Below are 18077 nucleotides of genomic sequence, written 5' to 3' on the forward strand. Positions count from 1 at the left end.
ATACGGTGCCCGCCACCGAGACACTGGCGTCTGAAATGGGTATGCAGAACGCGAACCATGACTTGAGCTTTCCGGCATTAGGTGTCTCTATGGACACTAAACTGCTTTCAGACAAGACAGGCGACATCCTCAAAGGAATTTTTAATGATTATCGCAAAACAAAGGGAATAAGAAATCTGTTGATCGTTCCCTCCTATGATCCCGATGGGGCCTTCGATAAATATGCGACGAGCCGCAAGGCGCTCCTTGATGAGATGGTCAATGAAGTTGATCCAGCGGCACAGCCAGCGACATTTCATAGCTCGATAATACCTGGCCTCTCATATAGCTTCGCGTGGGGGCCGGGCGTTTGCTTTGGCGAAGGATCTTACTCCCCAGAGGAGCACGCAAGACATCATCATTCGTTACTGTTCGGGCACGCAAAAAAGTTTTCACGCCTCAATCCTACCGTAATTGTTTTCGTAATTTTTCCTTGGTCGTCAGAGAAGGTTTTTATGTTTGAAAGCTCAAATAGAGTTTTCTTTAAAGAACTAGGAGAAATTTTCTTCAACAGCTATATGGACTCAAGCGTTCCAGCAAAAAGCTTTAACAATAAATTTCAAACCATGATAACAGCTGACGAAGTAACGCGTCATCTATCAGGCATCATCTATCTGGAGGACAAAACTATCACAGCTACTGACCCAACCTTGTTGAGCATCAGCGCAAGCTACATCCTTAATGAGAACTCCACTCACTCACTATTTGAACATGAGCTTGAAGAGATATTGAAACGCCGAGGCGCCTACAATCTTAATGCGCACAATAATGCTGGTTAGTTTTCGCCCCGACATAGCCCAGCTTTTCCGCTGCGGCTCGTCGTGTTGAACTGATTTCTGACGCGGATACCTATTGCCAGCAACAATTTTTGCCAATACCAGCTTTTGGCCGATTCCCACTGGCTGCTTTGGGTCGATTGCTGCTGGTATAAACCAGTTTCTTTTGGCTGTACGTCAGTTGCTACGCTCCAGGGCGCGAAGGCATGCGGCTTCCAAGGTGCGCTTTCTGTCTCGGCAATTCAGACCTATCCCAAGGGCTACCGCAGGGCCTGACGGCTCCCGGAAGGGCGCCGGTGTGGGGCAGAACGGTGGGGTTGGCGTCCCACCAACCCTGGCAGGCTGTCTAAATCTCCGGTGATGGCCCGTTTGTCCGCAGAGCGGTAGGCCGCTGACCGCCGCTGCGAGGCGCTTTTCGAGCGCGCACAAACAAAAACGGCGAGGGGGGTGAGCCTCGCCGTTTTTGTTTTACGTCGTCTTCTCTTCCGTCGACTCATCATCCTGATGAAGCCGCATCCTGCGACTGTCCTTGGCGACCATCCTGGTCAGCCGGTGTCGATCCGTCGACGTCGCTGTGGGAGTCACTCTACGCCGGTAGCCGTCTCGCTCCTATTGGGCGAACGCTTGAGCTGCTGTAGGCGATGGCTTACAGGGAGAGAACGGCCTGGCTACCTACTGGCCTATAGCGTCATTTTGCAATGCAAAAAAATCCCTCCATCATGGAGGGACAAGGGTACTCATGCAAGTCACGCACCTTCGAGCAAACACACCTTGTAGGCTAGACAGGCCACACGCGGAAACATTCAAAAGAATTTTTGCATAGCAAAAATATTTTGCTCTGGCTACCTTCTGAGGTGTGAGCGGATCGCTCATCACCTCCACCGCTCAGGGGGCGCTGTGCCCCGGCGTGGCATGCTGCTCCTGCTGGTGATTCCCACCGCATCCCCTACCACGTTCGGATCCCTCTCCCGGCCTATGCGTCTGGATTGTCCTGCCAGTGGGAAATGGCTTCTCGCTGGCAGGACAATCCTCGATGCTGATCAGCACAGGCCAGCGAAGCGGGCATTCCTTGGGCAGAGGGATGTGGGAGAGGGGGAAGGCGCTACCGTGGGCAGTAGCAGAAAAGAAGAAGCCGGCGATGCTGCTGAAGAACAGTCCATGATGGACACTCCTTCGTGCGCGCAGAGCCGATACCTGCATGTCCATGACGGACACGCAGTACATCAGAACGCAGTATGGATGGGGCGTATCAGAGGCCTAACTCGCTATGCGAGCCGAGGCGAATCAGCTCTAGCGTTTCGTCGTCCGGTTTCCGATACAGAAGCACCAGATCCGGCTTGATATGGCAGTCATGGTGATCCTTCCAGTTACCGGACAGCGCGTGGTCGCGGTGCCGGATATCCAACGGAACGTCCTTCGCCAGGGCCTCGATGACTGGCATCAGATCCTGCTCCAGCGTCGCCCGGTACTGCCCCTTTGCTTCGCGTTTCAAGTCGCGCTTGAACTGGCTGGTTTGCTTAATCGTCCGCACGGATCGCCGCCCGTAGATCGTCCAGGGTCACGGTTTCGAGGTTCCCCTCGCGCGCTTCCCGCGCAGCAGCGATGGTTTCCAGGGAGGGCACCAGTGGCTCGAACGGGAGCCGTCCCTCCTCGGCGACGCGGATCAGCATCATCTGGATGGCATCCGTCATCGACAGCCCCATAGACTTGAGCACAACGGTAGCCTCCTCCTTCACTCGTTCGTCCACGCGGGCGCGCACGACCGTATCGGTAGCCATATCAGTTCCTCGGTGGTTGTTTGTAGCCACAGTGTAGCCTAGATAGAATGATGCCTTTCAACCTATTTGGTCGCGGATCTTAAGCACGGTGGTCGTCGAGCAGCCGGCATGCCGTGCGGTGGCGCGAATGCCCAGGCCGGCGGCCAGCAGCTCGCGCACACGCTTGTGCAGATCCTCATCCACCGGGCGGCCTTTGTAGGCACCTTCCGCCTTGGCCTTGGCGATCCCCTGGGCTTGCCGCTCCCGGTGCTGCTCGTAGTCCTTGCGAGCGATGGCGGCCATCATCTCGATCATCATGCCGTTGATGGCAGAGAGCATCCGGTCGGTAAATTCGTCGCCCTTGGTGTCCTTCATGCCCTGATGGCTGGTCGGCAGATCGAGGGCGACGATACGCAGCCCCTTGGAGTCGATGGCGGCCTTGAGCTTGTTCCAGTCATCGGTCGGCAGGCGAGACAGGCGGTCGATGCTCTCCACCAGCAGCACGTCCCCCTTCTTGGCGTCCTTCAGCAGACGCAGCAGCTCGGGCCGGTCGGCCTTAGCGCCGCTGGCGTTCTCCAGGTACTCGCAAGCGATAGGGCGGCCATGCTCGGTAGCGAACTGCTCCAGGGCGGCCCGAGCACGGGTGGCGTCCTGCTCATCGGTCGAGGCGCGGAGGTAGGCACGAACGAACATGGCGGTTTCCTTTTTGTATCAGTTTGAGTGTTTCACCTTATGTCGTTGCACTTTGGACGTATCAGAAAAGGAAATAAAGCCCGAAAAGGCCGAATCAGCCTGTATCAGCTCAGGTACACCCTAAACGTAACTACATGCAGGCGTGATAGGAGCCACCACCGGAGGTGGTCTTTTAGCTCAAATGAGTAAATAAGTCCTTGCTCTTCTGAGTTTAATGGGTAGACTCCAATGAGTTTGTGAGTAAATCGTCAGGCGCTCAGGAGTTGAGACCATGAAGGTTATCGCTGTACTGAACCAGAAAGGCGGGTCAGGTAAGACGACTATCGCCACCCATTTAGCTCGCGCCTTGCAGCTCGACGGGGCAGACGTTCTGTTGGTCGATTCCGATCCTCAAGGCAGCGCCCGTGATTGGGCGGCTGTCCGCGAAGATCAGCCGGTGACAGTGGTAGGTATCGACCGACCGACCATCGACCGCGACCTAAAAAACGTCGCCCGAAAAGACTTTGTGGTGATCGACGGAGCGCCTCAAGCTGCCGACCTGGCCGTGTCAGCGATCAAGGCTGCCGATTTCATACTGATTCCTGTGCAGCCCAGTCCTTACGACATTTGGGCAGCGGCGGATCTGGTTGAGCTGGTAAAGCAACGGATCGAGGTCACGGATGGCAAGCTGCAAGCGGCTTTCATCGTGTCCCGTGCGATCAAGGGCACCAAGATTGGTGCAGAGGTGGCCGAAGCCTTGGAGGGTTACGGACTTCCTGTCCTTGCCTCGCGTATCACTCAACGGGTGAGCTACCCCGGCACAGCAGCTACCGGAACCACGGTGCTCGATGCTGAGCCGGCCAGCGATGCCGCAGCCGAGGTACGCGGCCTGGCCGCAGAGATCAAGCAAAAACTTGTCTGAGTGTAAGAGGTATTGAGTTTATGAGCGCAAAAGCAAGCACTTTGACCGCAGGTCGCCCCAGCGCTAAGAGCAACAAAGCCGCCACCCTAGCTAGCCTGGCTGACAAGCCTGCAACTGTGCGGGTGAACTTCGATCTTGAACGTGATCAACACACCAAGCTCAAGGTGTTCGCAGCCCAGCAGGGTAAGAGCATCAAGGAGCTTTTGACCGATTATGTTAGTCAGCTTGTTGATGAGTAAATAAGTAATAAAGTGTATGAGTTTTTAATTTTTTGAGCTTTTTAGGGGAAGGCATGGAGCAGGATTTCGACGAACAGGGATATGCTCGCCGGCTTGTTAAGCTGGGGTCTGACCCCGACCAGGCTGCCGAAGTCGCTCGCCGGATGGCTGAAACCAAATCGAAACCTGCGGCCAAGCAGGTGATGGTTTCCGAGGCAGAACCGAAGGGCAAGCCCAAGCAGCCGAAAGAGCGCCCCCTGAGCGTTCAAGAAACCAAGCTAGTTGAGGCATCAGCTGACATTTATGGCAACCTACCGACTGGCAATGACATGGCATTCAGTCATGCGGTTTTCTGTCAGGTAGGACTGCCCCGTTCGCAAGTCGACGGTCGCGAGTTCCTGCGCCAATCAGGGGCAGCTTGGGTGAACATCCAGGCGGGCTACCTGGACGAAGGCGACGGGCCGGTACAGCAGCCAATCCCCTATGGGGCCTTGCCTCGTCTTGCCTTGGCGCATGTTTCCACCTACGCGGTGCGGTTTAAGACCAGGGAAATCCCGGTCGGCGACAGCGCTTCGCAGTTCTTGGAGCTGATGGGCATGGATCATGACGGGCGACGTTACGCCAATTTGCGCAAGCAAATGCACGCCCTGGCTGCCTGCCGCCTACAGGTGGGCTACAAGGGGCGGACGTTCAACGGGCAGGCCGTTGAGCAGTTCGACGCATGGCTTGCGAACAAGGGCACCAATCAGCGGCCGTTATGGCCCGGCGTGATGACGCTTTCTGAGCACTTTTACAACTCCCTGATCGATGCAGCTGTGCCGCTCGACAAGCGTGCTCTACACGCTTTGAAAGGCTCTGCGTTGGCTTTGGATGTGTATTCCTGGCTGGCCCACCGCCTGCACCGGATCGAGGGGCTAGGCGTGACCCTGCGCTGGGCCTCACTGCGCGAGCAGTTTGCCCAGGAGTACACAGGTAAGGATGCTGACAAGAACTTCAAAGACGCATTCATCACACAGCTGCGGAAGGTGTTGGCTGAGTACCCTCAAGCTCGTGTGAAACAGGTACGCGGAGGGTTGCTGCTGCTGGGGTCGCCACCACCGATTCCCTACAAGGCGAACTGATCTGCGGGTTTCGTGAAATCGCCCCCTGTTGTCAACTAAAAAAGGTTGTCAAAAAAGGGTAGTAGGGCCGTTTTTGCTGGGTTTACCTCATCCTGTTGCCAACCAAAAACGTTTGTCAAAGGGCCAGAGGCGTTTTTGGTCAATCCTTAGCTATTGGAATCCTAGGAGCGGTGAAAAACCGTGTGGAAATGGGGAGTTATCAACGTGAAATCGCCCCCCCCTTTTTCGTGAAATCGCCCCCCCCTTTTTCGTGAAATCACCCCCCCCTTTTTTCGTGAAATCGCCCCCCCCCTAACCCTATAGCTTTTGCCTTTAAATTCTTGCCTCTAAATTCCTACCTGTAATTAGCAGGCCCAGTCTGTGGAAAAGTGCAGGCTGAAAGCACACAAAAGCACGGCGATGCCCGGGGCACCCCTCCGGGCTTCCTCCGCTGCGCGGCTCCTCCTCCCCAAAACCCCTATCCCAGCCCATCCTCTCGCGTTCGACTCAAGATCCCATAGGCATCCAGCCCGCACAGAGCAACAGCAAGAGCAGAAAATGCCTGGCCTATGGCCAGAGAGCTGTTCACCAGGACGTGGCTTGCGCAGCATGAGCCAAGGCAGCAACATGGCAACAACCATGCTATCCCGCTGTCCTTGTCGATCAGAGCCACACTAGTCACACCGCACGCCAAGGACTGGAACGATAATCGCCAACAGCAGACCAGACAGCGGGAGCGTAGCGGGCATCGACTCGACTGAAAGAAGAAGTGAGCCCGACCTATGGCATTGACGTTGAGACGGCTTTTTGAATATTATAAGTAGCATTATCCTGTGCTTTCCAGCTACATTAGCCCTATTTCCCTGAGCATTCAGATGACTGAGCAAGTGCTTGACCTATTCGAGTCGAGACCTGAAACCCTTACAGCTGTCCAAGCGGCTGAGGACGAGAAAAATCGCTGCGTTGTTCATGTAGGAGATGCACGCCGGATCCTTTCGCAAATGCCGGACGGCTATTTCAATTGTGTTGTTACCTCACCCCCTTATTGGGGTTTACGTGATTACGGTGTTGAGGGGCAAATCGGCGCAGAGCCAACAATTGATGAATATATTGCTGATCTCGTTCACTTGTTTCGTGAAGTTAAACGAACATTGGCCGATGATGGAACATTTTGGCTGAATATTGGGGATAGTTACACTTCTGGAGGACGCACATGGAGGGACACGGACGCAAAGAATAAGGGCCGTGCTATGAGTTATCGTGCCCCTACACCCGAAGGACTGAAGCCAAAAGACTTAATCGGCGTACCGTGGAAACTAGCATTTGCGCTGCAAGCTGATGGCTGGTACCTACGAACTGATATTATCTGGAACAAGCCGAATTGCCAGCCGGAGAGTGTGAAAGATCGCCCGACCCGTTCGCATGAATACGTATTTCTTTTTTCCAAGTCGGAAAAATATTATTACGACTGGGAAGTAATCAAAGAGCCAGCTGTCGATCCTAAGCAAAAATCAAAGAATCGCCGCACAGTCTGGAATATCACTACAGAGCCTTACCCCGGCAGTCATTTTGCGGTTTATCCCCGAGCCCTTGTCCGGCTATGTGTTTCTGCTGGCTCACCTAAAAATGGCCGTGTCCTTGATCCATTTTTTGGATCAGGGACAACAGGCGTGGTCTGCAATGAATTGGGAAGAGAGTGCGTTGGCATAGAGCTTAGCGCCGAATATGCCAAGCTAGCGCGGGATCGCTTGTTAAAGCGCCGCTGACCCGAAAGCCCAGGTTGCATGAACTATGCAAAGATCTTTTCGCAGATGTTTAATTTGTAGTTTTCGCTCAGAACCGCCATCGAAATATAGTGAATATTTAAGTTGACCCTCTGAATCTCGAACATAACCATAACCGGGCTTTGGGTTTTGCCTGCTATTTTCGCTAACTTCAAGAATACAGTTAGCAGATTCCAGCATTAGTGCTTTTGGAATTTCTACAAGCTCATAACACACCCGTTCTGGGTCTGCACTCAGGCAGCGGAAAGTGAAAATACGCTCATAGCTGCGCATGTGTTCAAGAAATAAATCTCTTAGCAATGGCAATTCCCAAGGGCCACGTCCTAGCTCCATCCATTTACTTACGTGAATCATATTTTCCCGGATTGCAGCCGCTGCTTCGGTTTTCAAGCTTACGGGAGTTCCATTAATAGTCAAATCATGGCCGCGATTGGTTCGACTTTTTACTAGAGTTGCTGGAATCCCAGAGTCATTCAAAGATTTTTCAAGTGCAAACTCAAAGCGATCTTTACTTAGGGCTTGTCGACTTCCCGCATGGTGACTTATGAGCCGATCCCCAAGATTTTCTAATACATCTTGTGTAATAAGGTCAGAAATTGGTGAACACCAATAAAAGCGTGGAACACCAAACGCCATAATTGTTGACTCAATTGCTTTTCGTTGTCGCGTAGTTAGTCTTGAAAGAGATTCAATGAGTTTAGAAATATCATCTTTATCCATAATAATGGTTAAATATTTTCGTAGATTTATGCTGATGGGGTGCCGCGTTTTGTGAGTAATTCCGGCACAGTAACGCCTAAGGTTTCTGATAAAACCTCAAGTGTGCTTAGGGTTACATTGCGTTCTAGCCGCTCGATTGAGCCGATATAGGTACGATGCAGGCCGCAAATACCTGCCAGCTCTTCCTGGGATAACCCGCGTTGCTTTCGGAAGGCTTTTACGTTTTCGGATAGCGTCTGTCTTAGGCAGATACTCGATTTCCTGACCATGCTCGTTTCTCATGTAACCTGGCGAGCATTGTCAAAAAGTGATGACCATAAGGCGACAGACTATAAGTAGCGTAAAGCGGCCTGAACTTGGAGTTTGGGGAGCAACAGAACCGAAACCACACTTAAGCCTTGCGCCTGCCTTACAAGCCATTGCTGTGTTTGGGGATCGCCTCAGAAGGGGTAGAACAAGCAGTCGTGTCACCAGCCGCCATTGCGCTGTCGGAAAACCAAATTATCTAGTTTCCGGCTGCTCAAGTAATCCGACAGTGTTTGCCGTGCAGATTTTCCTCGCTGCTTTCGACTCGCTTAGGTCTGTATCGGGAAACAGTTGTTTGGCGACAGCACACGCCAATGCGGGCGTTCAGTCAAATGGCGGTTGGTGACACGACTGCTTGTTCTACCCCTGCTGGCCCGGCTGAATCTCGTCGCCGGCTCGGAGGACGAGGGCGGCGAGACGTCCGCCTGAGCCGCTGAGGGCGGCTGTGGCAGGGCGCTGGCATTGCCCTGCCTGGCCTGGCGCGAGCCAGCGGAGGGGCTGCGCGTGCGCAGCGCCGCAGCGCTCGATGCCCGACAAGCGCAGCGCGTCAGGCGGTGGTCCTGGCGGCGCTGCGAGGTAGGGGCGTAGGTCAAACGTCACGGCAGGCGGGGTAGGTTCTCCGTGCTGAATCACCCCCCCTATCCCGCGGCGGGCGGTGGGGGAGGATTGCCCCGCTGGCCGATCAGCCAGCGGAAAATGCAGGTCAAACGTCACGCTTTGTTTGAGGCCGCTTGAGCGTGCAGCCACTGCCATACGCTGCGCGCGGCGAGGGTGTCGGCCAAGGCGCGGTGCACCTGGCCGCTCCAGGTGTGGCTGGCGACCATGGCGGCGGCGGTGAGGCGGAACCAGTGGTAATTGCCGTGGTAGAGGAGCCCGCAGAATTCGGAAAAAATCGTACGCTAAATGCCAGGTGATTGGCTGGAGGCAGCAGCCTGCCTTGGGTGTCCGGATGAGCTACACCTCAACCGGACGTCAGGCCTGACCAGCTGGTCAGCGTCAGGTTAGGGCTCATTTTGATGTTTCCTGACGCAACCGCACCCGGGTCTATGGCCTCAACCTGACGGTTCGAGGCTAAACGTACGATTTTTTCCGTTTTCTGCGACGACCCCATGTATAGCAACCAATCCGTCCACATATCACCCTGAATCCGTCCACATATGAAGGCTGGAAGCCCCGAATTACGCGGCCTCCAGAGGGCCGAAAAGGTTTTAAAAGGGAAAAGTAAAAACACGCGCGTGCGTGCGGCGCACTATGGGGCCGCCTCTGGCGGCCGCTTGTTCATGCCCCTGAAGGGGCGGGTCGCCGGCCTTTCCCCTTGGCGTTCGACCTCAACGCCTGTGCGGCCTGCAAGGTTGCCAGAGCAGGTAATCAGGGGATCGAGGCGGCTGGAGGCATCGAGAACAACCGAAACCCTGGCGCCGCCGGGAAGGGTGGGCTCAGGTCGAACAGCAGGCCGCCGCCCTGACCGCCCAGGAGGCCGTACAGCGCGCGCGCAGCGATGATCTGGTAGGACGGCCTAGGCCATGCCAAGAAAACCGCTCAGGGGGGCTTGTGAGGCGGCGGAGAAGGCCAATCGCGAGGCGACCAACGCCCGGATCGCCCAGGCACGCCTGGAGTCCACCGCCCGCGAGATCGACGGCGCCAAGGCGGTGACGAAGGAGGCCGCCGAGCTGCGCCGCCTGCTGATGGTCAGCCAGAAGGGCGAGAAGAGATCCCCTACGACGGCGGCGAAGACCGCTAAGGCTGTGGAGGAGTAAGGGGCGCCTCGGGTCGCCGGATGGGCTATGAGAGTCCCTCCAAAAGAAAAGACCCGACAGAGCCGGGTCAAACACCGTGAATGAGCCTGATAAGTCGATAACCTGATGAGTAGCCGCCCTGTCAGTTACCGCTGATCCTGCGATCAGTGAAACACATGATAATGATTATCATTTTTAAGTCAAGGGCTACCGCCAACTTCTCGCCTCGGCTGAGCGGTACGGCGGGGTTTGGGGGAGCAACGGAGCGCTTCTCGCGGGCTAGCAACCGGTTGAACGCCGCAAAGGGCGCGAGGCTTGGCCAGCTCCGCCCGCGTCCAGGCACTCACGTCGGCCATGTCGCGGCGCAGCTCCTCTAGCTTGACCAGGGTCAGCAGTCGAACCCTAGGCGTTCGGGTCACGAAGACGGTCAGCGGCCGCGGCTGTCGTCAGGGTCAAAACGCAGTTCCGGTTCCTCTTGAACCCGGATCACTTGCGTGCCCTTTCGGCCAGCAGGGTATCCCCGGCGCGCTTCCAGTCGGCCCGGCGGGGGTCGTCGGTGGCCACCTTGGACAGCCCTAGGAGCGCCCCCAGGAGCTCGCCCCGGTCGAGCGTGGGCGAGCCTGTGCCGCTATCGACCAATCCGGCCAGGATGAGCAAGCCGGCCGACTGGTATAGCTCCCGGTCGCGAGCCTTGCGTTCGGCGGCTTTTTCAGCGTTGACGATCCGTGCCGCGTTGGCCCTGGCCTTCTGTGCGCGCTCGGCGGCCTTCTCCGCTTTCAGCAGGGCCGAGAGCTTGCGGTTGTCGTCACTGGTGCGCTCGGGTTTTTCGGCCAGGAGCAGCAACAGCCGCTGTTGGTCGTTTGGCGATTTCAGGCCACGCAGGTAGGCAATCCGGCTCGTCAGCCATTCGTCGTGCATCGGGTATCTCCTATACCATTTGAGTCCGGAGTGTATCGCCATTCTGGCAGGCTAGCACCGTCCGCTGTATCCTTCTGTAAAACAGAAGGCGCGCTTAGTTGTTTCTCGGCAAGCCGAGAAACGCGCGCCCTGCCGGGGGCAAAAGCCAAAGCATTTTCGCGTGCGCGAAAATCCAGAGCGAAGGGCACAGCAGCATGGCGATTGCGCGACTCAGCATGAAGGTAGGCAAGGCCGGCAAGGCTGGGCCGCATGCTGCCTATATCGCCCGCAAAGGCGAGTACGCCCATCGCTTGGAAAAAGGCGAAGCCCTGGAGGCGACCGAGGCCGGCAATATGCCGCTGTGGGCGCAGGCCGACCCGCTGGCGTTCTGGCGGGCTGCCGATGCGTTCGAGCGGGCCAACGGCACGACTTATCGGGAGATGGAAATTGCCCTGCCGCGTGAGCTGGATGCCGGGCAGCGGATTGAGCTGGTGCGCGAGTTTGTACGCCAAGAGATTGGCGACCGTCACGCCTACCAGTGGGCGACCCACAACCCCCAGGCCGCCGATGGCGGCGAACAGCCCCACGCGCATCTGATGTTCAGCGAGCGGCAATGCGACGGTATCGAGCGCGACCCCGAGCAGTATTTCCGGCGCTACAACGCGAAGCACCCGGAACGGGGCGGGGCGCGCAAGGGTTACGGCCCGCACGCCGGGCAGACCCTGACCGCCGCCGAGCGCAAGACCGATCTGGTGGCCCTGCGTGGCCGGTGGGAGGCGACCTGTAATGTGCATCTGGAGCGCGCCGGGCTGGCCGAGCGGATCGACATGCGCAGCCATGCCGAGCGGCAGACCGGCCAGGCGCCGGAACGCAAGCAGCTGCCGAGCGCCTGGCGAGGCGAAGGCCGCGCCCAGGTGATCGAGTTTCGCACCGCCCGCGCCCAGGTGGCCCAGGCCGCTGTCGAGCTGCGCCGCGTGGTGCCGGATGCCGGCGCCGAGGTACTCAGTCTGGAGGCCGAGCGTCAGCGCCGACAGCAGGCCAAAGAGGCACAAGGGGGGGCGATTCGGCATGGTGCTTCCCAGGAAAATCCGCGCGGGCTGGATGGGCTGATTCAGAGGATGCGCGCCGAGGTGGGCGAGAAGGCGCTTGCCGAGGCAGAGGCGCTCCGCCAGCAGCTTGCCCAGGAACGAGAGCGGAGGCGGGAAGCTCAGCGCGAGAAGCTGGCCGCCGTGCTGCGCCAGGAGCAGGAACAGCTTCGCATCGAACGGATGAGCGCGGCCGAGTTGCGTGTCGAGATCGAGCGGCAGCGGCCGGTGCCCCTGGCCGAGCTGGTAGAGCGCGATCCGGCCGTGATCGAGGCCGTCCAGGCGGCGCGTGTGCTGGTCGGGCAGGCTAAGGCGGCGCAGGCCCGCGAGGATCAGGCCCGACGCGAGGCGAGGGAGTGGCGCGAGGCGCACCCGCTGCGGGCCAAGGCGCACGACGCCGGGCTGGTGCGGTCGTCCTACCTGGATGAGCGTGCCCAGGTGATCGAGCAGGCCCAAGAGCAGTACCTGGAGGTTGCCCCGCAAGCGATGCGCGCCCGAGAGGCTACCGATTGGGCGCGCAATGCCGCTGCCGTGCGTATCGCTCAGGCGCTAGAGCCAGCCCAGGAGCACATCCGGGCTTTGGAGCAGCGTATGGCTACCCTGGAGCACGCCGAGCGCGAGAAACAGGCGCAGGCGCAGCAAGAGCGACAGGCCGAGGGCGAGGCGCGGCTACTGGTGCGCGAACTGCGTGGCATGGCTGCCCTGCTGAGCTGTCGCGGGCACGGCTGGACGGAGGGCGGCAAGAAGCTTCAGGCGCTGCATGACCCCGCCGTCAAGGAGGTGCGGACGCTGGTCGAAGGGCTGGCGGCACTGCCCCAAGAGACGCAGCGCGATTACGTGGCCGAGAAACTGGTGGGGCGGCTGGCAAAAGACCCGGCCAACCGCCTACGGCTGTCCGAGCAGATGGCCCAGGTGAAGCACGGCCCCGAGCATGATCGGGACCACGGTATGAGCCGGTAGGCTGGATCTGACGCGCTACGCTTGTCGGCCGCCTTGGGGCGCGACGGCTGAAGCCCTCGCCCCCAAGGCGGCTGCATCGAGACGAGGAAACCCATGACGGAAGAATTCTTCGAGTACGACCCTGCCAAGGCGCTCGACTGCGCCGAAGCAGTAGAAATTTTCATCGCTGATGCTCTGGAGACGGGCGATGCGGACTATATCGTCAAGGCGATGAGGGTGGTGGCCAGGGCTCGGGGCATGGCTCAAGAAGCAGACCCCGAGGGGGGTGATTCAGCGACAAGTCATGCGGATGATGTTACCTTATCAAAAAGTAATACCTAGTAATAAAAGAGGGTTCCATGGCGACTTCGATCAAAATCGACGATGAATTGAAAGCCCGCATCCAGCATCTGGCCAGCCAGCGGCAGCGCTCGGCCCACTGGATCATGCGCGAGGCAATCGCGCAGTACGTCGAGCGTGAGGAGGCTCGCGAGAGCTTCAAGCAGGAGGCTTTGGCCTCTTGGGCTGCCTACCGGGAAACCGGACGGCATCTGACGGGCCAAGAAACGCGGGAATGGCTCAACAGCTGGGGCAAGGAAGAAGAAACGGCGGTGCCTGAGTGCCACGAGTAGTCGTCACCGAAGGTGCAGCACAAGGTTTGGAACGCTGTCGCCTATTCTTGGCCGAGAAAAGCCCGCAGGTAGCCAGCCGTGCCGGCCAAGCCATTGAACGTCAGTTCGCACGCTTGGAGAAAAGCCCGGACATAGGGCGCCCCTTCCCTGAGCTGCCGGAGCTACGTGAGCTAGTCATAGCCTTCGGTGACTCTGGCTATGTCGCGCTCTACCGGCATGAGCCTGCTGACGATGCTGTGTACGTTTTGGCCTTCCGGCACCAGAAAGAAGCGGGGTATTGAACAAAAACAAACTGTGCAGCAGCAGTAACGCCCGCCCAGTGACGGCTGTTTCACATAACGCTCGATTATGCGCGGAGGCTGTCCAGGTTCGGCCAATAACAGTCGTTGAGTGCAAGAAAATAAACCTGCCCCTTCTTGCTTTACTTCCGGGATGAGGGAGTGAGGTGCCTAAGGATCGCCGGGCTCTATGCCTAAGCCCTCATTCGAGGGCGGTGGCTAGATGTCCACGTTACAATGTATTTTCGCTGTGCTAGTGTTTCGGAGTGATCAATATGCTTTGCACAGCCTGTCACACTATGGAATAAACTTAATATCTTATGAAACGAGTCGCAGATCATCTGGCAGACCAAGCCATGCGAGCTCCAGACAATGGGGAGAGAGATGCTTTTGGGCGCTCATCCTACAACAGATATTATTATTCAACTTTTCTTATTGTGCGTGAAGGCCTGCGCCGAATGCAGGTTATAAATGATTCCGGGGAGATAGCGCATGCTTCTCTACCTCAAATGTTGAATGGGTCTATTCGGGACAGATTAAACAGGAATCGCAGCCGCGCAACAAAAATTCAAGACAGAGATTCGGTGAGAGTTTTTTCTGATGCCTTGACGGCTGCACGGGATTTGGCTTTGCTCATGAATGAGGCACGCGGCATCAGGACGGTCGCAGATTACCACCCTGAAACTAGCATAATATTTTCTCAGCAAGGCTTTCAATTAATGTCCATGGAGATAGCCCACGCGAGGAATTGGCCTAATAGAGCAAGCACCTTATTGGGGCCTATAGAAAAAGCTTGGAGGCTGGTCGAATGAATCATGATGCGCTGATTTCCTCGGTGCTTGCTGAGTTTGAAATCCCCTTGCAAGGAATAGTGCAAAAGTCCTCAACTGAAAGCGACGGATATTTCGTTTATATAAAAATTGACAGAGATGCTTCAGGTCGACAAGTCCCAGGTAACGCCACCCTGCAGAAGGCGAGGAATGCATTGCATCAAGCTGGGGTCGTTATTGAGTTCCTGCTAAATGACTCAATTATTAATGACTTCGAGTCAGGACTTCGGGCAACATTGCTGCATCGTTTTCCTGGATACGTTCGCAATGCCTTTGTCTCTGTTGAGCGTAAATCTGCCATGGTTTGGATTGACCCCAAGCCTGGGGCGGCGAATATTTTTGGCGACATTGAGAACGTGGTAAAGTCGTACCTTAAGCAGTTCGAATTTGAACTTAAGTCCGCCGTGTTTACTATTGATGAAAATCTTCCAACAGATTTTTATATCCTTAGAGTTGTTCGGCTCCTATCTCCGGCGCCTCTAGAGTTGATCCGTGATGAATTGAAAGGGCACGAATTTTCCGTGCCCTCGGACGATTGGCTTAAGCGGAAGCTGGAGGTACTGAGAAAGCGTGGCTTATTAGTTTGGATCAAGCCGGACCCAACGAATGCAGTGGGGCGCCCCCCTCTATATGCCTTGAGCCTGACAGCCTTGAGGGCACTAGGCACGATCAAATCCAAATCAAGCCCTGATATCACGAGGTTGCTTGCTTTTGCTCGCTCTGGTTCGTAATCTAGTGTCGTGGGAGCCTCAGGCGAGGGTGTGTATCATGCCCGTTCTGCCAAGACCCACCAAAGAAGGGCACCGTGGAGGCACACGGCGCTCCTTCGAAGCACCGCGTACCTCCACGGTGCAATGCGAAAGCAACTTGAGGCTTTGCTTAGTATGAGGCTCCCACCCTATTTCTTTTCCAATCCCTATGTGGTTTTTCCGACGCTTAGCGATTTTATTAAATCGCTAGAAGGCGAGATCACAGATACTGAATTGCAGGAAGTTAATCGACTTGCCGCGCTAAATTTGCCGCCGGTTGTTTCTGGATCTGTTGTTGCCGCCATTTTTGGGGTGAACCCTGGGATAGTCTGGGCAATTATAAATAAGCCCCATAGGTATTACAGGACATTTAATATACCCAAAGGGAATGGGCAGCGTGAGATTCATGCCCCAAGGGTGGTACTGAAAATTTTTCAGAAATGGCTGTCTGTTCGGCTTGCAGACGCATGGAGGCCGGCTGATTGCGTATATGGGTTTGTTGCCGGACGCACCTATATTGACGCTGCTATCAAGCATAAAAATGCTAAATGGGTATTCTCTTGTGATATTCAAGAATTTTTCCCATCTACACCTAGCATTTATGTTAAAGAGTGCTTGCAGCGGCTCGGATACAATCACGACCAAGCCGCTTTGGTATCAAGTCTGTGCTGTTTTAGAGGTGGGCTTGCTCAAGGGTCTCCAGCCAGTCCAGTGTTGTCTAACATATGTGCAGATGATCTTGATAAGCAGCTACTCAGGGTTGCAGAAAAATATGGGTGCAATTACACAAGATATGCTGACGATGTAACATTTTCGGGGAGTGCTGAGGTTCCGTCAGGCTTGACGGACGATGTTGCTGGTGTTTTCCATGCATCACCATGGGAGCTAGCACCAGGGAAAACAAAATTATCCGTTAGTCCTGCTCGCCTGAAAGTTCATGGGCTTTTGGTTCATACGGGAACGCCAAAACTTACTAAGGGTTATCGTAATAAGCTACGCGCCTACCGTCATCTTGCCGCTCACGGAAAGTTGACTAAAAACCTCAGCAAGGTTAATGGTCACCTATCATATGCTGCCGATGTTGACCGGCGAGTAGCTGCTGACAATATCGAGGTGGAAAATCTTTTTGGTCCGTAGGTTAACTTATCTAGGTTGAGATCAATTTTAATAATTTTGGACCATCATCCGTTTCAGATCAATATGCGCCAATGTCTGCTGTGGGTCGCTCTGTGCCGGTAGTATCCGGCTCAGGCCGGCCAGGAGCGGACTTTCATGCTGATTTAAAGCACATCTTTACCCTTTTTCATTATTGATTATTTTAAACGCATTCTTTTCCACCGGAGGGCTTGGCAGTTGCGCAGACTTACAAATAATGATTATTACGACGACTTGTTTGTTCTGGAAAAAATGCCGACGACTTGCTTGCTGTGTACTGATGGAGAACTGGATGAGCTGGGTCATATTATTCCAAAACTAGCATTGCGATGGCTAAAAAAGGCCAGCAAGTCAAATAGTTTTTATTTTGACAACAACCCAAAATTAAAAATGTCAGACACGCCAGCCTTCAGAATGATGTGCAATAGCTGTGAAGACAAGCTCTCTAAGTTTGAGAAAGACTTTACTGACAACTATTTCAAACGATACTATAAACGCCAACCTGTAAGCGAGCTTCGAGATGAGCTTTATATATTTGCCATCTCAGTAGCTTGGCGATTGATAGTTTCGACGGAGCGCTTAAAAGACACGCAACCAGAAATCAAGCAATATACGAGGGCATATTCCAGCCTTGAGATACGGATGCGAAAATTTCTAAACACCAATTACCCAAGATGCGATATTGGTGTTTATGTTTTTTCTGCGGACGAGATATTCAACAATCTCCAGGAAGAACAGATAAAAAGAAATATTCTGCTGCACTCCATCAGGCATGGCTTAAAGGCGCACAACATCTATAACAAGGACGGCACATTTCTCATATCAAACAGCCAAGTTCCAACCTTGTTTTTCAAGATCGGATTTTATTACTTCTTTGTTGTTGAAGCTGGCTATTTCAACAAGGCTCAATTTTCAATTAAGAGTATTAAGTCCTCCACGAAGTATGAGCTTTTTGATGTAAAGTACACGCCGGACTTTTTGGGATTCATGGACTGGCTGATGGATTATGGGCTTTTCGAGGTGGACGTACAATCGCTTCCGCCAAAAAACTATGATCGAAGAAACTATTACTAAACATACAGGGCTCTATTGAGAGATGGATTTGAACACTATTGAACCCCTCTCAAAATTATTGCCGCATGGCTAGGGAGAAGATATGACAAAAAGAGCAATTTTCGCAGCGCTTATAGATCAGATTTTGGTCATGGCTCAGCAACCTTCAATACCTCTGTAGCGCAATCCAACGACGTAGTTGATGCACTAGCTCATCCGGCTGAGTTCACCAACTTCAAATCCAATTTCGAGGCACGACTGCAGCGACTGAACGCTGCGACTCAAGCAGACTCAAGCCTGCGTAAAGAAGTCCTCTCCGCTGTGAATCGAATTGCAGATTCTGGTTGGGATGGTGCATATGCTGAGCTAAGTGCGCTCGACTACTTCTTAGCCGAACAGCAAACTGGGCCAGGAAAGGTTATCTTGGAT

Annotated in this window: 19 protein-coding genes; 13 read left to right on the plus strand and 6 right to left on the minus strand. The window is 55.0% G+C overall.

Going from position 1 to position 18077, the window contains the following annotated elements:
* A partial coding sequence (locus tag BMY22_RS23985; protein WP_208599349.1) for a hypothetical protein occupies positions 1-818 on the plus strand: 818 nt, incomplete at its 5' end.
* 1246 nt (positions 819-2064) lie between these two features.
* On the opposite strand, the gene BMY22_RS19880 is transcribed toward BMY22_RS23985, so the two are convergent.
* Genes BMY22_RS19880 through BMY22_RS19890 form a run of 3 tightly spaced genes read right to left on the minus strand, consistent with a single transcriptional unit; the run spans position 2065 to position 3265 of the window.
* Positions 2065-2346, minus strand: a complete 282-nt coding sequence (locus tag BMY22_RS19880; RefSeq protein ID WP_090624943.1) for a type II toxin-antitoxin system YafQ family toxin — start codon at positions 2344-2346, stop codon at positions 2065-2067.
* Positions 2333-2593, minus strand: a complete 261-nt coding sequence (locus tag BMY22_RS19885) for a type II toxin-antitoxin system RelB/DinJ family antitoxin (RefSeq protein ID WP_090624944.1) — start codon at positions 2591-2593, stop codon at positions 2333-2335. The genes BMY22_RS19880 and BMY22_RS19885 overlap by 14 nt, the downstream gene beginning before the upstream one ends.
* A 57-nt stretch (positions 2594-2650) precedes the next feature.
* Complete coding sequence (locus BMY22_RS19890) at positions 2651-3265, minus strand: recombinase family protein (RefSeq protein WP_090624945.1); 615 nt, start codon at positions 3263-3265, stop codon at positions 2651-2653.
* A 271-nt stretch (positions 3266-3536) separates the two neighbouring features.
* On the opposite strand from BMY22_RS19890, the gene parA reads away from it, so the two are divergent.
* From parA to BMY22_RS19910, 4 genes are all read left to right on the plus strand, one after another.
* A complete protein-coding gene (parA, locus tag BMY22_RS19895; protein WP_090624946.1) occupies positions 3537-4166 on the plus strand; it encodes a ParA family partition ATPase in 630 nt (209 codons plus the stop codon).
* A 20-nt stretch (positions 4167-4186) separates the two neighbouring features.
* On the plus strand, positions 4187-4405 hold the full coding sequence (locus tag BMY22_RS19900) for a plasmid partition protein ParG (protein ID WP_090624948.1): 219 nt from the start codon (positions 4187-4189) through the stop codon (positions 4403-4405).
* Between the two features lie 53 nt (positions 4406-4458).
* A complete protein-coding gene (locus BMY22_RS19905) occupies positions 4459-5505 on the plus strand; it encodes a replication protein RepA (protein ID WP_244158937.1) in 1047 nt (348 codons plus the stop codon).
* A gap of 854 nt (positions 5506-6359) precedes the next feature.
* Positions 6360-7250, plus strand: a complete 891-nt coding sequence (locus BMY22_RS19910) for a DNA-methyltransferase (RefSeq protein ID WP_090624950.1) — start codon at positions 6360-6362, stop codon at positions 7248-7250.
* Here BMY22_RS19910 and BMY22_RS23990 read toward each other — a convergent pair.
* Positions 7236-7988 (minus strand): restriction endonuclease, encoded by a 753-nt coding sequence (locus tag BMY22_RS23990; protein ID WP_143068561.1) that lies wholly within the window; start codon positions 7986-7988, stop codon positions 7236-7238. The genes BMY22_RS19910 and BMY22_RS23990 overlap by 15 nt on opposite strands.
* Before the next feature lie 26 nt (positions 7989-8014).
* The gene (locus BMY22_RS19915; protein ID WP_090624951.1) at positions 8015-8257 is read right to left on the minus strand and encodes a helix-turn-helix domain-containing protein; all 243 of its coding nucleotides are present in this window, start codon (positions 8255-8257) and stop codon (positions 8015-8017) included.
* A 1560-nt stretch (positions 8258-9817) separates the two neighbouring features.
* On the opposite strand from BMY22_RS19915, the gene BMY22_RS19920 reads away from it, so the two are divergent.
* A complete protein-coding gene (locus BMY22_RS19920; protein WP_090624952.1) occupies positions 9818-10051 on the plus strand; it encodes a hypothetical protein in 234 nt (77 codons plus the stop codon).
* 465 nt (positions 10052-10516) lie between these two features.
* On the opposite strand, the gene BMY22_RS19925 is transcribed toward BMY22_RS19920, so the two are convergent.
* Positions 10517-10948 (minus strand): conjugal transfer protein TraD, encoded by a 432-nt coding sequence (locus tag BMY22_RS19925; protein ID WP_090624953.1) that lies wholly within the window; start codon positions 10946-10948, stop codon positions 10517-10519.
* A 194-nt stretch (positions 10949-11142) separates the two neighbouring features.
* On the opposite strand from BMY22_RS19925, the gene BMY22_RS19930 reads away from it, so the two are divergent.
* From BMY22_RS19930 to BMY22_RS24000, 7 genes are all read left to right on the plus strand, one after another.
* On the plus strand, positions 11143-12972 hold the full coding sequence (locus BMY22_RS19930) for a MobA/MobL family protein (protein WP_208599350.1): 1830 nt from the start codon (positions 11143-11145) through the stop codon (positions 12970-12972).
* Positions 12973-13065: 93 nt separating this feature from the next.
* Complete coding sequence (locus BMY22_RS19935; protein WP_090624955.1) at positions 13066-13293, plus strand: helix-turn-helix domain-containing protein; 228 nt, start codon at positions 13066-13068, stop codon at positions 13291-13293.
* 17 nt (positions 13294-13310) lie between these two features.
* The gene (locus BMY22_RS19940) at positions 13311-13583 is read left to right on the plus strand and encodes a CopG family ribbon-helix-helix protein (protein ID WP_090624956.1); all 273 of its coding nucleotides are present in this window, start codon (positions 13311-13313) and stop codon (positions 13581-13583) included.
* Positions 13571-13864: a type II toxin-antitoxin system RelE/ParE family toxin gene (locus tag BMY22_RS19945; protein ID WP_090624958.1), complete on the plus strand. Its 294-nt coding sequence runs from the start codon at positions 13571-13573 to the stop codon at positions 13862-13864. The genes BMY22_RS19940 and BMY22_RS19945 overlap by 13 nt, the downstream gene beginning before the upstream one ends.
* Before the next feature lie 805 nt (positions 13865-14669).
* Entirely contained in the window at positions 14670-15422 is a 753-nt protein-coding gene (locus tag BMY22_RS23995) for a hypothetical protein (RefSeq protein WP_143068562.1), read from the plus strand.
* Positions 15423-15545: 123 nt separating this feature from the next.
* The gene (locus BMY22_RS19950) at positions 15546-16577 is read left to right on the plus strand and encodes a reverse transcriptase family protein (RefSeq protein ID WP_090624959.1); all 1032 of its coding nucleotides are present in this window, start codon (positions 15546-15548) and stop codon (positions 16575-16577) included.
* 216 nt (positions 16578-16793) lie between these two features.
* The gene (locus BMY22_RS24000) at positions 16794-17669 is read left to right on the plus strand and encodes a hypothetical protein (RefSeq protein ID WP_143068563.1); all 876 of its coding nucleotides are present in this window, start codon (positions 16794-16796) and stop codon (positions 17667-17669) included.
* Positions 17670-18077: the final 408 nt, after the last annotated feature.

Source organism: Azotobacter beijerinckii (assembly GCF_900110885.1).
In the GTDB taxonomy this organism is placed as follows: domain Bacteria; phylum Pseudomonadota; class Gammaproteobacteria; order Pseudomonadales; family Pseudomonadaceae; genus Azotobacter; species Azotobacter beijerinckii.

Excerpts from the sequence above, each read along its gene's own strand:
- BMY22_RS19885 (WP_090624944.1), bottom strand. The coding sequence starts at position 2,593 with ATGGCTACCGATACGGTCGTGCGCGCCCGCGTGGACGAACGAGTGAAG.
- BMY22_RS19890 (WP_090624945.1), bottom strand. The coding sequence starts at position 3,265 with ATGTTCGTTCGTGCCTACCTCCGCGCCTCGACCGATGAGCAGGACGCC.
- parA (WP_090624946.1), top strand. The coding sequence starts at position 3,537 with ATGAAGGTTATCGCTGTACTGAACCAGAAAGGCGGGTCAGGTAAGACG.
- BMY22_RS19900 (WP_090624948.1), top strand. The coding sequence starts at position 4,187 with ATGAGCGCAAAAGCAAGCACTTTGACCGCAGGTCGCCCCAGCGCTAAG.
- BMY22_RS19905 (WP_244158937.1), top strand. The coding sequence starts at position 4,459 with ATGGAGCAGGATTTCGACGAACAGGGATATGCTCGCCGGCTTGTTAAG.
- BMY22_RS19910 (WP_090624950.1), top strand. The coding sequence starts at position 6,360 with ATGACTGAGCAAGTGCTTGACCTATTCGAGTCGAGACCTGAAACCCTT.
- BMY22_RS23990 (WP_143068561.1), bottom strand. The coding sequence starts at position 7,988 with ATGGATAAAGATGATATTTCTAAACTCATTGAATCTCTTTCAAGACTA.
- BMY22_RS19915 (WP_090624951.1), bottom strand. The coding sequence starts at position 8,257 with ATGGTCAGGAAATCGAGTATCTGCCTAAGACAGACGCTATCCGAAAAC.
- BMY22_RS19920 (WP_090624952.1), top strand. The coding sequence starts at position 9,818 with ATGCCAAGAAAACCGCTCAGGGGGGCTTGTGAGGCGGCGGAGAAGGCC.
- BMY22_RS19925 (WP_090624953.1), bottom strand. The coding sequence starts at position 10,948 with ATGCACGACGAATGGCTGACGAGCCGGATTGCCTACCTGCGTGGCCTG.
- BMY22_RS19930 (WP_208599350.1), top strand. The coding sequence starts at position 11,143 with ATGGCGATTGCGCGACTCAGCATGAAGGTAGGCAAGGCCGGCAAGGCT.
- BMY22_RS19935 (WP_090624955.1), top strand. The coding sequence starts at position 13,066 with ATGACGGAAGAATTCTTCGAGTACGACCCTGCCAAGGCGCTCGACTGC.
- BMY22_RS19940 (WP_090624956.1), top strand. The coding sequence starts at position 13,311 with ATGGCGACTTCGATCAAAATCGACGATGAATTGAAAGCCCGCATCCAG.
- BMY22_RS23995 (WP_143068562.1), top strand. The coding sequence starts at position 14,670 with ATGAATCATGATGCGCTGATTTCCTCGGTGCTTGCTGAGTTTGAAATC.
- BMY22_RS19950 (WP_090624959.1), top strand. The coding sequence starts at position 15,546 with ATGCGAAAGCAACTTGAGGCTTTGCTTAGTATGAGGCTCCCACCCTAT.